14 protein-coding genes are annotated in these 12,986 nt (G+C 47.0%); 11 read left to right on the top strand and 3 right to left on the bottom strand.

Features of this window, described 5'->3' with window-relative positions:
* Positions 1-34: 34 nt before the first annotated feature.
* Complete coding sequence (locus CLOSYM_RS18805) at positions 35-979, bottom strand: 2-hydroxyacid dehydrogenase (protein ID WP_044902879.1); 945 nt, start codon at positions 977-979, stop codon at positions 35-37.
* A gap of 17 nt (positions 980-996) precedes the next feature.
* Positions 997-2,238 carry a Zn-dependent hydrolase gene (locus CLOSYM_RS18800; RefSeq protein ID WP_021643373.1) on the bottom strand — a complete coding sequence of 414 codons (1,242 nt, stop codon included), beginning with the start codon at positions 2,236-2,238 and terminating at the stop codon, positions 997-999.
* A 355-nt stretch (positions 2,239-2,593) separates the two neighbouring features.
* Here CLOSYM_RS18800 and CLOSYM_RS18795 point away from each other — a divergent pair, with 355 nt between their 5' ends.
* The 11 genes from CLOSYM_RS18795 to tuf all read left to right on the top strand — a co-directional run bounded on the left by CLOSYM_RS18795 (position 2,594) and on the right by tuf (position 11,469).
* Entirely contained in the window at positions 2,594-2,818 is a 225-nt protein-coding gene (locus tag CLOSYM_RS18795; protein WP_003506453.1) for a hypothetical protein, read from the top strand.
* A 151-nt stretch (positions 2,819-2,969) separates the two neighbouring features.
* A complete protein-coding gene (locus tag CLOSYM_RS18790; RefSeq protein ID WP_021643371.1) occupies positions 2,970-3,434 on the top strand; it encodes a GNAT family N-acetyltransferase in 465 nt (154 codons plus the stop codon).
* A 92-nt stretch (positions 3,435-3,526) separates the two neighbouring features.
* Positions 3,527-3,991, top strand: coding sequence for a cupin domain-containing protein (locus CLOSYM_RS18785; protein ID WP_021643370.1), 465 nt, complete (start codon positions 3,527-3,529; stop codon positions 3,989-3,991).
* A gap of 29 nt (positions 3,992-4,020) precedes the next feature.
* A complete protein-coding gene (locus tag CLOSYM_RS23540) occupies positions 4,021-4,458 on the top strand; it encodes a GNAT family N-acetyltransferase (RefSeq protein WP_021643369.1) in 438 nt (145 codons plus the stop codon).
* 3 nt (positions 4,459-4,461) lie between these two features.
* Positions 4,462-5,007, top strand: a complete 546-nt coding sequence (locus CLOSYM_RS23535; RefSeq protein ID WP_021643368.1) for a GNAT family N-acetyltransferase — start codon at positions 4,462-4,464, stop codon at positions 5,005-5,007.
* 153 nt (positions 5,008-5,160) lie between these two features.
* Positions 5,161-5,571: a helix-turn-helix domain-containing protein gene (locus tag CLOSYM_RS18770; protein WP_009297489.1), complete on the top strand. Its 411-nt coding sequence runs from the start codon at positions 5,161-5,163 to the stop codon at positions 5,569-5,571.
* A 35-nt stretch (positions 5,572-5,606) separates the two neighbouring features.
* Positions 5,607-6,299, top strand: a complete 693-nt coding sequence (locus CLOSYM_RS18765) for a class I SAM-dependent methyltransferase (RefSeq protein ID WP_021643365.1) — start codon at positions 5,607-5,609, stop codon at positions 6,297-6,299.
* A gap of 581 nt (positions 6,300-6,880) precedes the next feature.
* On the top strand, positions 6,881-7,300 hold the full coding sequence (gene rpsL, locus CLOSYM_RS18760) for a 30S ribosomal protein S12 (protein ID WP_009297488.1): 420 nt from the start codon (positions 6,881-6,883) through the stop codon (positions 7,298-7,300).
* A 209-nt stretch (positions 7,301-7,509) separates the two neighbouring features.
* Positions 7,510-7,980, top strand: a complete 471-nt coding sequence (gene rpsG / locus CLOSYM_RS18755) for a 30S ribosomal protein S7 (protein ID WP_009297487.1) — start codon at positions 7,510-7,512, stop codon at positions 7,978-7,980.
* 15 nt (positions 7,981-7,995) lie between these two features.
* On the top strand, positions 7,996-10,116 hold the full coding sequence (fusA, locus tag CLOSYM_RS18750; RefSeq protein ID WP_009297486.1) for an elongation factor G: 2,121 nt from the start codon (positions 7,996-7,998) through the stop codon (positions 10,114-10,116).
* A 159-nt stretch (positions 10,117-10,275) separates the two neighbouring features.
* Positions 10,276-11,469 (top strand): elongation factor Tu, encoded by a 1,194-nt coding sequence (gene tuf / locus CLOSYM_RS18745; protein ID WP_003497327.1) that lies wholly within the window; start codon positions 10,276-10,278, stop codon positions 11,467-11,469.
* A 195-nt stretch (positions 11,470-11,664) separates the two neighbouring features.
* Here the strand turns inward: tuf and CLOSYM_RS18740 are convergent, their stop codons facing one another.
* Positions 11,665-12,834: a PucR family transcriptional regulator gene (locus CLOSYM_RS18740; protein WP_021643363.1), complete on the bottom strand. Its 1,170-nt coding sequence runs from the start codon at positions 12,832-12,834 to the stop codon at positions 11,665-11,667.
* Positions 12,835-12,986: the final 152 nt, after the last annotated feature.

Below are 12,986 nucleotides of genomic sequence, written 5' to 3'. Positions count from 1 at the left end.
ACGCGTCCTCCAACCTCAGTTAAATCTCCATTATCTATTTCATAACATTCTGAACATCACCCGCAGCCCATTTTGCCACATTATCAAATACAATCACAGCACGTTTTACAAGCGCTTCTTTTGTGGCAAAAGCGATATGGGGAGTTGCGATTACATTTTTGGCGTTCAGCAGCGGATGCTCCTTTTTAATCGGCGGTTCATTTTCGAATACATCAATGGCGGCCCCGGCGATGGCGCCGCTGTTCAGGGCATTTGCAAGCGCATCGCTGTCCACCACAGGGCCGCGGGCCGTATTGATGAGGATGGCGCTTTTCTTCATCATTGAAAGCTCCTTTTTTCCAATCAGTCCCTTTGTCTCCGGGGTCAGAGGCGTATGCAGGGAGACGATATCGCAGACGGAGAGAAGCTCATCCAAAGGAACATAGGTAACTCCTTCTATCTCCTTAACCGTTCTGCTGTAAGCGTATACTTCACACCCGAAAGCCCGGGCAATCTTTGCCGTGCGCAGTCCGATGGCCCCGGTGCCCACAATGCCGAATTTTTTGCCCTCCAGTTCAAAACCAACCAGGCCGTCTTTTGTCCCTTCGTTCCTGACGGCTGCATTGCAGGGGATGATATTTCTGTACAGGGAGATAACCATGCCAAATACGAGGTCAGCCACGGCGACAGTGGAATATCCTGCGCAGTTGCAGACGGTTACGCCGTTTTTCCGGCATGTATCCATGGCGATGTGATCCACGCCGGTGAAGGCAACGGAGAGAAGCTTCAGGTTTTTGCAGCCCTCGATTACTTCGCTGTTCATGGGAAGGTTGGAGACAACAATGATGTCGGCATCTTTTCCGCGCTCAATCAGCTCCTTTGTTCCGGTTACACGGGTGTCGTAGTATACGGTTTCCAGATCCTCAGGAAGCGCCTCCTGTGCCATTGACAGCAGTTTTTCCTGTTCTACTCCCAGCGGTTCGATAATGACAAGTTTCATGATTTTTAAATCTCCTTTCATATTTCATGGGCGGCAGCTTTTATGATTGTGCGGAGTAAAACGTCGGCTCCGTCACTGATCTGCCGGTAATCAGTCCATTCTTCCGGGCAGTGGCTTCTTCCGCCTTTGCTTGGAACAAATATCATGGCCAGCGGACACATGTTTTTAAAGTTCATCGTATCGTGACCGGCGCCGGACAACAGATGCATCGAGGACAGTGAAAGCTCATCGGCCGTATCTTCAATTATCTTTTTCAGACGCATATCCATGGCGGCAGGGTCTGCCTGTAATGTCCTGCTGATTTCAAATGATAAATCGGGGCAGTGTTCCGTACTTTCCCGGAGCGTTTCCCGGAAGGCCTCCATAACCGTTCGGATTGACCGGATGTCGGAGCTTCTGCAATCGGCGGTGAAGGTAACCTGCGACGGAACTACATTGGCGGATTTTGGTGAGGAATCCATACAGCCAAAGGTAATCACCGTCCCGTCGCCGCAGGCGGCCGCCCTGCCGGTTGCCGCCGCAATCGCTTTTGCCGCGGCCAGCAGGGCGTCTGCACGCATATCTATCGGTGTCGTACCGGCGTGATCGGCCCGTCCTCTGACCAGGACGTCATAGCATTCCAGGCTGACAATCGCATCGACGATACCGATATCTTTCTGATTCTGTTCAAGGACGGGGCCCTGTTCAATATGCAGCTCAATAAAAACGGCGATATCCTCCGGCTTTTTCCGGGCGCTTTCTATCTCATCGGGATTTAAGCCGTAATCCTTCAGCGCCTGATATAATGTGATTTTATCGGCGTCTTTTATTTCTTTTAACTCATCCGGGGTGACGCCGCAGCAGATGGCCCGGCTTCCGAACAGTCCGCCACCGAACCGGGTGCCCTCCTCCTCCGGCATGGCGATGAAATCAACGGGATAATAGGGGGTGATATGATTCTCACCCATTACCCGGGCAGCTTCAAGAGCAGCGCAAACTCCGGCTTGCCCGTCAAAATTTCCGCCGTGGAAAACCGTGTCAAAATGGCTGCCGGTCATGACAGCCGGTCTTTCCACCTTCCCGGGATACCTGCCGATGATATTTCCGGCCGGATCTTCATGCACCTTCAGCCCCGCCTCCGCCATCCTCTGCTTGAGATAATCACGGGCGCCGGAAAATTCTTTTGTGTAGGAAAGCCTGGTGCAGCCGCTGCCGGGAGTTAAATTAAATCTGGATAGTGATTCCAAATCCTGTTGAATACGTTCTGTTTTGCATCTCATGGTTGTCTCACCGCGGCAGGGGCTATACCAGAGCCGCTGCCTTAACCTTTCATAAGCTGTGCCGGATCTGCGGTGAACGCAGAAACCGTTTATGCGCGGGTATAATAACCGTCATGCGGTCATTATACCATAAATTTTTCATGGTATGATATGAATGTTAACAAAATTGTAAAGTAATAATTGAGATAGCTGTAGCTTATTTGAACAAAATTCTATAAAATGATAATTAGCTGATATGACAGACGGCGGTTACCCGGGCGGGTGTATTTGTCCGCCAGACTGCTTTGGCAGCAGGCTGTGTCAGTGATAATCTGATTGAGGTTTTACAGGATGAGTAAGGCAGGGAGGGATGCGGATGAGTTATGATTTAATGGTTTTTGAAAAAAGTAAGGCTCCGGAGGGGGAGAAGGACTTCCTGAGCTGGTACCGGGAGCAGACAGAGCAGGTGGAGGAGCATGGCTATGATAATCCGTCTGTATCATCTCCCGCGCTGCAGGAATTCTTTTATATATTGAAGGATATATTTCCCCCGATGAACGGAGCGTCCGCCCCTGATAAGTCCGGCCGGCGCAGGTTCTGACTCTCGATACGGCGATTGTTTTATTTCAGGATTTTTATAAGGGGACCGGTGGAGAAGATTTGGTTGACTGGGCGGATATGGAATTATAAATGATTTGGCCCGAGGGAGAGAGGGCGGTTGAAATAGAAGCTGCTGAATCAGGAGGTGTTTTATGGAATACAGGCGTGCAAACCGAGGTGATATAGAGCGTTTTGTTGAAAACCGGGTGGAATTTGCTGCTTCCATCAGACAAATCGATGAGCTGGAATTATTCAGGAAGAGGACGCGGGATTATGTGGAAGAACATATGGAAAAGGATGATATGGTTATTTTTATTGCAGTTGAAGGGGATAAAATCATTTCCTCCTGTATGGCCTGCATTTTCCATACGGCTCCGCTCCCGAGCTGTCCGACCGGAGTCTGCGCCGAGCTGCTGAATGTTTATACGGTGCAGGGGTACCGAAGGCGCGGGCATGCAGAAAAACTGGTACGGATGCTGATTAAGGAGGCGGGCCGGCTGGGTGTTGGAAAGCTCCTGCTCGACGCCACGCAGATGGGGCGCCCCCTGTATGAAAAGCTGGGATTTGTGCCGTTAAGTGATCAAATGCAGTTGAAATTGCAAGGGGATTATTTATAGATACCGGAGCATGCAGAAGCGGCCAATGAGAAAACAGGAAACGTAACAACGGTAAATCAGGAAACAGGAACAGATGGAAACAAGGAGATTAGATGAAAATAAAAGGTAATATTGATGAAATTCCGGCAGAATTTATCTGGTCGGATAAGGCAGGATTAATGACGAAGGAACTGGGAAAGTATGCCGGAAGTGAAAAAATATATGCGAATCTGGACAGCATTCCTCCCAAGGCGTTCAGCACGAAATATCACAGTCATTCCCAGCAGGAAGAGTTTTTTTACGTATTGTCGGGAAGCGGGACACTGCGGCTGAATGACAGGGAGCAGGAAGTGACGGCAGGAGATTTTATAGCCAAACCGGGAGGGAAAATGCTTGCCCATACTTTCTATAACTCCGGAACGGAGCCTATGTTGATTTTGGATATCGGGACGGTTGAAAAAGAGGATACCTGCTATTACCCGGATGAGGATGTTTATTTACACAAATTAAATGGAGACAGCCGCGCTTTCAGCGGCGATATACTGCTGACGGAGTGGACTTCAGAGCCTAATCAATAAAGAAACAGGAAGAAAAGGGATGAAATAACATGCTGGAATATAAAAATGCTTCGGAAGAGTTTGCACCGCAGATAACGAAACTGGTGCAGGAGACGATTGCTTCGGTATATCCGAAATACTATCCGAAAGAGGTGGTGGATTTTTTTGCCGGACTGCACTGTGAAGATGCAGTCCGAAAAGACATCAGGAACGGAAATATAAGAATGCTTTTAGTGGAGGGATGTCTAGCAGGAACCGGGAGCAGGGAAGGTGACCATATCACAAGAGTCTACGTTTCTCCGTCTTTTCAGGGAAAGGGGTATGGCACATATATAATAAAGAAGCTGGAGGAAGAAATTTTTTCGGATTACGGCAGAATTTATCTGGATGCATCGCTTCCGGCTTGTCATTTATATGAAACGCTGGGATATAAAACATCTCATCATGATAAATGGGAGGTTGAAAACGGCGTGATACTGGTCTATTAGGTTATGGAAAAGATAAGGCCGGAGGATATCGGGCAGGAGCGGCCAAAAAAGGTTTTGGAGGAACAGAGTGACAGCGGGAAGACAGAAATCTTTGCTGCCGATGTTCGGGATGAGGCACTGATAAACCGTCTGACTCAGGTATGGAGAAAGTCGGTGAAGGCAACCCATTTATTCCTGTCCTACGAAGAGGTGGAACAAATTGCGGTATACGTACCGGAGGCATTAAAAGAGATCCCGCATCTGCTGGTCGCGGCGGCCCCGGATGGCTTTCCGGCGGCATTCATGGGAATCGGCGGCAGTAAGCTGGAGATGCTGTTTATTCTGCCGGAGCAGAGGGGGAAAGGTCTGGGAAGCCGGATGCTCCGGTATGGAATCAGACGATACGGGATTGATGAAGTCTGTGTAAATGAGCAGAATCCGCAGGCAATAGGCTTTTATGAACATGAAGGGTTCAGGGTATATAAAAGAACGGAGACGGATGAACAGGGGAATCCTTATCCGCTTTTATATATGAAGCTGGCACAGCAGACCGGGAACAGGGAGATTTGACATATTCCCGGGCAGATATTAGAATAGAAGAAAACTGTTTTGAACCGAAGGGGGAGGTAAACCGCAGGTCTACCGGACTAAACTGCCGGTCGGTTGAATGGTTCACGGGAAAATGTTACGATGCAGTCATCAAAATAAATGGAGGATGATTTTATGAGGAACCGGACATTTGGAATGCTGATTGCGGAATATAGAAAAGAAAAGGGAATGACACAGTTGGAGCTGGCCGAAAAAATGGGGGTTACGGATAAGGCCGTTTCAAAGTGGGAACGGGATTTGTCATATCCGGATGTCAATTCACTGCCAAAACTGGCGGGAATATTTGGGATATCGGTGGATCAGCTGATGCAGATTAAGACGAATGACGGGCCGGTGAACGACAGACCGGTTGCTAACCGGATTATCCCGATCGTCTTCAAAGCTCTTTCTCTGGCAATGGGAATTGCTGTGGCGGTTTTGTCGGTTATGAAGGCGATAGACATGTATTCGGGCTTCTTTATGCTGGGACTCGGCCTTGCATGTGCGGGAATTTCTCTTCTTTCAGAAAAAAAACGTGACGATTGACCCGTTTTAATTCATCAGGTAAAAACAGGAAGCAAATGGGGAGGGCAAACAAAATGAAGCAGGAGCAGGAAAATTATTCAGAAAACGAGGCATACTGGAATAAGCGATCGGAGATATTCGATACTCAGATTTTAACGACATATGAGGAAGCCTACAGGAAAACAATTGATTACACCAAGAAATACCTGAAGGACAGCGACAAGGCTCTTGATATCGGCTGCGGGACCGGTGTGACTACGATAGATCTGGCCGGCAGTGTAGCGGAGATGACGGCGGTGGATACCGCGCCGGAGATGCTCCGCCAGGCGAGGGAAAAAGCAAAGAAGGCCGAAGCCGGTAATATCGATTTCATCCAGGGCGATATGTTTATGGAAGAACTAAAGCCGGGTACGTACGATGCGGTTATGATTTTTAATGTGCTTTTATATATGCCGGATCAGGCTGCGGCAATGAAGCGACTGCAGGAGCTTGTAAAGCCGGGCGGTTACATTTTTGTGGCAGCCGACTGCCTGAAACACAGCTTTACAAAGGAAGCTTTGCGTAAATGGTATAGAAGCCGCACCGGAAAGATGCCCTTTGTAGAGTTTTACACGCCGGAGAGTCTGGAACAGATGATTGAGAACGGGGGATTTGAGATAATGGAGCGGGAGGCGCTGTTTGAACGCCCCGTCAACTATTTTCTGGTCGCCAGGAAAAAGGTTACGGTTCAGCCTTCGGCTAAACCGTAACAAATGATGCACAGAAACGGCAAAAAACGCCGTTTCGCGCCGCACAACTCGGGATTTTCGCAAAAAACAGCGAAAACACCTCGCGGAATACATCATGGCTGAACTGTTGCGGAAAAAGTAACCTTTCGGGAGATAAAAGCCGCCGGAAGAATGGCAGAAGATGATAAAAATATAATGGTTAAAAACGAAAAAGGCAGTTATCATCATAACTTCCTGCCAGGGAGTTCCTGTCAGAGGGAAGCGGCGGGACAGAGATGGTAACTGCTTTTTGGTTTCGTACTTAAAATCCGGTTTAAATGAATGATTCTGCATAATATTGGGAAGAATCCATGTAGCTGTTTTGATGGGCTTATCCGGAAAGAGGAGGCTGCTTACGCCGCTTCACCCGCAATCCACGCGGGCATATCTGAAAAAACACCATAAATACGCCGAAAAAGCAGTTTTTTTTTACATTTTATGCCTTGACACAAATTGACAAACTGTATATAATAAGTAGGCGTGTAAAAATGCGAGTGTATTTTTGTGCGTAAAAATAAGAGCTTAAAAAGCAACCACAGACAATATCACAGGAGGTGAAAAGGATGCCAACATTCAACCAGTTAGTAAGAAAAGGAAGACAGACATCTGAGAAGAAATCTACAGCACCGGCTCTGCAGAAAGGATACAACTCTTTACAGAAGAGAGCTACCAACATTTCTGCACCACAGAAGAGAGGTGTGTGTACAGCCGTTAAGACTGCTACACCAAAGAAACCTAACTCAGCTCTGAGAAAGATCGCCAGAGTACGTCTTTCCAACGGAATCGAAGTAACAAGCTACATCCCAGGTGAGGGACATAACTTACAGGAGCATAGCGTTGTTCTGATCCGTGGCGGCCGTGTTAAAGACTTACCAGGTACAAGATACCACATCATAAGAGGTACTCTTGATACAGCAGGCGTTGCTAACAGAAGACAGGCCCGTTCCAAATACGGCGCTAAGAGACCGAAAGACAAAAAGTAATTAAAACGAAATTTAGGTAGAATTCATTTGAATTGTTGTGCCGGACTTTGATATTGACCCTGTAGGTTGCAGGTAATCATAGAACCGAGCGCGAACGCATTCTATGAGTGAGGAAGCATCACTAAGCATTTAATGCGAGTACCTAAGATCTAATGAGAAGCTTCGGCCCAATTTCCGGAGCTGGAGCAGATATTAAGGAGGGAAGTAACGTGCCACGTAAAGGACATACTCAGAAAAGAGACGTATTAGCAGATCCGCTTTACAATAACAAGGTTGTTACCAAGCTGATTAACAACATCATGTTAGACGGTAAAAAGGGTGTTGCCCAGAAAATTGTATACGGTGCATTTGACCGTATCGCAGCTGAGACAGGCAAAGACGCTGTAGAAGTATTCGAAGAGGCTATGAACAACATCATGCCTGTTCTGGAAGTTAAGGCAAAACGTATCGGCGGTGCCACATATCAGGTTCCGATCGAGGTTAAGCCGGAGAGAAGACAGGCTCTCGCTCTTCGCTGGATCACTCTTTACTCCCGTAAGAGAGGCGAGAAGACACAGGAAGAAAGACTTGCTAAAGAGCTTCTGGATGCATCCAACAATACAGGTGCAGCCGTGAAGAAGAAAGAAGACATGCATAAGATGGCAGAGGCTAATAAGGCATTTGCTCATTACAGATTCTAATAGGAGGAAAAAGCTTTGGCTGGAAGAGAATATCCGTTAGAGAGAACCAGAAATATTGGTATCATGGCTCATATTGATGCCGGTAAGACAACAACCACGGAGCGTATTCTGTATTACACCGGTGTAAACTATAAGATTGGTGATACTCATGAAGGTACGGCTACCATGGACTGGATGGCTCAGGAGCAGGAGAGAGGTATCACAATTACTTCAGCTGCTACGACCTGCCACTGGACTCTGCAGGAACAGTGTAAACCGAAACCAGGCGCACTGGAGCATCGTATTAACATTATTGATACTCCAGGACACGTTGACTTTACTGTAGAGGTTGAGCGTTCCCTGCGTGTACTGGATGGTGCGGTCGGCGTGTTCTGTGCTAAGGGTGGTGTGGAACCTCAGTCCGAGAACGTATGGCGTCAGGCTGACACCTACAACGTACCACGTATGGCATTCATCAACAAGATGGATATCCTGGGCGCTAACTTCTATGGAACCGTAGAGCAGATTAAGACAAGACTTGGCAAGAACGCCATTTGCTTACAGCTTCCGATTGGTAAGGAAGATGAGTTTAAAGGAATCATCGACCTGTTCGAGATGAAAGCCTACATCTACAACGATGACAAGGGCGAAGATATCTCCGTTACCGATATCCCGGAAGACATGCAGGATGACGCAGAACTGTACCGTACAGAGCTGGTAGAGAAAATCTGCGAGCTTGACGATGAATTAATGATGCAGTATCTGGAAGGTGAAGAACCAAGCGTAGATGAGCTTAAGAAAGCATTGAGAAAAGCTACCTGCGAATGCCAGGCTATCCCGGTTTGCTGTGGTACGGCTTACAGAAATAAGGGCGTTCAGAAATTACTTGATGCAGTTATCGAGTTTATGCCTTCCCCGTTAGATATCCCTGCAATTGAGGGTACTGATCCGGATGGCAACGAAGTTGTGAGACATTCTTCCGATGAAGACCCGTTCTCCGCACTCGTATTCAAGATTATGACGGACCCGTTCGTAGGTAAGCTGGCATACTTCCGTGTATATTCAGGAAGCATCAACTCCGGTTCCTACGTACTGAATGCAACAAAAGGTAAAAAAGAGCGTGTGGGACGTATCCTGCAGATGCATGCGAACAAACGTCAGGAATTAGACAAAGTTTACTCCGGCGATATCGCTGCAGCTATCGGATTCAAGTTCTCCACGACAGGTGATACAATCTGTGACGATCAGCACCCTGTAATCCTGGAATCCATGGTATTCCCGGAGCCGGTTATCGATATCGCTATTGAGCCGAAGACAAAAGCAGGACAGGATAAGATGGGCGAGGCCCTTGCAAAACTTGCAGAGGAAGATCCTACTTTCCGTGCTTACACAGACAAAGAGACAGGACAGACGATTATCGCAGGTATGGGCGAGCTCCATCTTGAAATCATCGTTGACCGTCTGCTTCGCGAGTTCCACGTGGAAGCTAACGTAGGCGCTCCTCAGGTAGCATACAAGGAGACATTTACAAAGGCAGTAGACGTAGACAGCAAGTATGCAAAACAGTCCGGCGGACGTGGTCAGTACGGACACTGTAAGGTACACTTTGAGCCAATGGATGCCAACGGTGAAGAGACATTCAAGTTTGAATCCACTGTTGTCGGCGGCGCTATTCCGAAGGAATATATCCCGGCAGTAGGCGAAGGTATCAAAGAGGCTACCAAAGCAGGTATCCTTGGCGGATTCCCGGTACTGGGCGTTAAAGCTACCGTATACGACGGTTCCTACCATGAGGTTGACTCCTCTGAGATGGCGTTCCACATCGCTGGTTCCATGGCTTTCAAAGAGGCTATGCACAAAGCAGGCGCTATTCTTGTAGAGCCAATCATGAAGGTAGAAGTAACAATGCCGGAAGATTATATGGGTGATGTTATCGGTGATATCAACTCCCGTCGTGGCCGTATCGAAGGTATGGAAGATATCGGCGGCGGAAAGCTTGTAAGAGCTTACGTTCCGTTATCCGAGATGTTCGGCTACTCCACAGACTTACGTTCCAAGACACAGGGACGCGGTAACTACTCCATGTTCTTTGAGAAATACGAGCAGGTTCCGAAGAGTGTTCAGGAAAAAGTGCTTGCTACAAAAGCAGAAAAGTAATTGAAAACAAATCGTTTTAAACTTTCCAGGCAGTGCAAAAACTGCCCGGAAAGTAAATAATAGGCTTGAAAAACATGCTCTGATAGAATATAATTAGAGACAGCCTAACATAAATTATGAAGCCCCCTGATGGGCGCAAATTAAGGAGGACGTTATAAAATGGCAAAAGCAAAGTTTGAAAGAAACAAACCGCATTGTAACATTGGTACCATCGGACACGTTGACCATGGTAAAACAACATTAACAGCTGCTATCACAAAAACTCTTCATGAGAGATTAGGTACTGGTGAGGCTGTTGCATTCGAGAACATTGATAAAGCTCCAGAAGAGAGAGAGCGTGGAATCACAATTTCTACAGCTCACGTTGAGTATGAGACAGAGAACAGACACTACGCACACGTTGACTGCCCAGGCCATGCTGACTATGTAAAGAACATGATCACTGGTGCTGCACAGATGGACGGCGCTATTCTTGTAGTAGCTGCTACAGATGGTGTTATGGCTCAGACAAGAGAGCATATCCTTCTTTCCCGTCAGGTAGGCGTACCTTACATCGTAGTATTCATGAACAAGTGTGATATGGTTGATGATCCGGAGCTTCTTGAATTAGTAGAGATGGAAATCCGTGAGCTTCTTACAGAGTACGAATTCCCGGGCGATGACACACCAGTTATCCAGGGTTCCGCATTAAAAGCTCTTGAAGATCCTAAGAGCGAGTGGGGCGACAAAGTTCTTGAACTTATGGCTGCAGTTGACAGCTATGTTCCGGACCCAGTTCGTGAGACAGACAAACCTTTCCTTATGCCTGTAGAGGACGTATTCTCCATCACAGGCCGTGGTACAGTTGCTACAGGCCGTGTAGAGCGTGGTACACTTCATGTATCTGATGAAGTTGAAATCATCGGTATCTCTGAAGAGGTTCGTAAAGTAGTTGTAACTGGTATCGAGATGTTCCGTAAACTCCTTGATGAGGCTCAGGCTGGTGATAACATCGGTGCTCTTCTTCGTGGTGTTCAGAGAACAGAGATCCAGAGAGGTCAGTGTCTCGTTAAACCAGGTTCTGTAAAATGCCATAAGAAATTTACAGCTCAGGTTTACGTTCTGACAAAAGACGAGGGTGGCCGTCATACACCATTCTTCAACAACTATCGTCCACAGTTCTACTTCAGAACAACAGACGTTACAGGCGTTTGTGATTTACCAGAAGGCGTAGAGATGTGTATGCCTGGCGACAACATCGAGATGACAGTTGAACTGATCCATCCAGTAGCTATGGAGCAGGGACTTCGTTTCGCTATCCGTGAAGGCGGACGTACAGTAGGTTCAGGTAGAGTAGTTTCTATCATCGAGTAATCGACTATAATCCATGAGTGTCTCCGTATCCGCTTCGCGGACAGGGAGATGCTGCGGAGTAAATTTATATAGTACCCTCAGGGTACATTGTGTCCAAGCGTAAGATAACCCGGAAAACTTTTTGTTTTCCGGGTTTTTCTGTGTGCCGATGAGCGATAATAAGTCCGTGCTGCATGACTGTTATATTACAGTTTGTCAGAGTCCGTTGGGCGGCCTGTTCACCGAGAATTTCTCAACACTGCGCGCTTTCAGGGCCAGAGACACCTGCTCAATGAATTTATAATGGCTATTCTCCATGCCCAGCAGGCTTTTTGCCTTGTTAATCCGGAAACGGATTGTATTTTCATGCTGTTTGAGCAGGATAGCCGTTTTTTTATAATCACCGTCACAGGTGAGATAAGTTTCTATCGTCTTAATCAAATCAACGCTGTACCGTTTTTCGTACTGGATCAGGGGCGCCAGAGTCATTGTATAAAAGTTTTTAAGAGCAGCGTTATCGTGGACGGCCATCAGCAGATTATAGATGTGCAGATCGTCAGGATAAGTCCACTGCTGTTTCAGCATAATGCCGATCCTGAGGGAGGAGCAGGCCTGGCGGATACTCTGCTGAAAGTCGGCAGCGTTTTCAAATGCTCCGCTGATGCCTGACGAGTAGGTATTGCAATAATAATGGAACAGCTTTCTGAGTCCGGGGAGCGCTGCGTCAAATTCAGCCCGCTCCTGATAGTTGAAAATGATATAACCGCCGTTCTGGTAACGCCGCAGGCGGAGCTGGTACTGTACCTTCAAATCAGATTGCAGGCTGTAGAATTGACGGTTATCAAGTCCCGGCAGGTTTAGACAGATAGTGATATACTCTTTTTTGAAAAGAGGGTTAATATATTTTCCGATTTCCAGTATTTCAGAAGTGGAGAGCGTCTCATAGAGAAGGCGGTTCAGTTTATTTTCAAAGAACAGCTCCGACTGCTCGGTCATCAGTAATTCTGATATATCACGGATTAAATCACCGTAAGGAACATTGCTGTCAATCTTGATAACAGGATAATTATGCTTATCCGTCAATTCCAGAATATGTTTTGGAAGTTCCGGCAGATATTCATTCGTAACGAGACAGCAGGAGCTTCCGCTTGTGACGTAGAAATAAAAAGTGTCATATAATTCTTTTTCGTCATCCTTCACCCAGTACAGACTTCTGATGTAAAGATCACCTTTCAGTGCCAGAGTGTACTCCAAATCATTGAACTGAATGGGGCAGTCTGTAAAATTTACTCTTGTTACTTCCCTGTCTAATCCATTTTTTCCCGATATAATTTCAGAGTCTCTTAAAAGATTTAATTCCATAATGTCACGGACCGTAATACTCATTGAAATCCCTCCCCGGTTTCGGCAGTTTATGCGCGGTATAATGACCGCTTTGCAGTCATTATACCATGTTCCACAGGGAACATGGTATCTCCGACGGAAATTTGAGCCGGATTTCTGCGCGGTATTGTAATTATTACAATGATAGTCCGGTT

Origin of the sequence: [Clostridium] symbiosum ATCC 14940 (assembly GCF_000466485.1) — a bacterium.
Classification (GTDB): Bacteria; Bacillota; Clostridia; order Lachnospirales; family Lachnospiraceae; genus Otoolea; species Otoolea symbiosa.
This window is presented reverse-complemented; position numbering and strand designations above follow the sequence as displayed.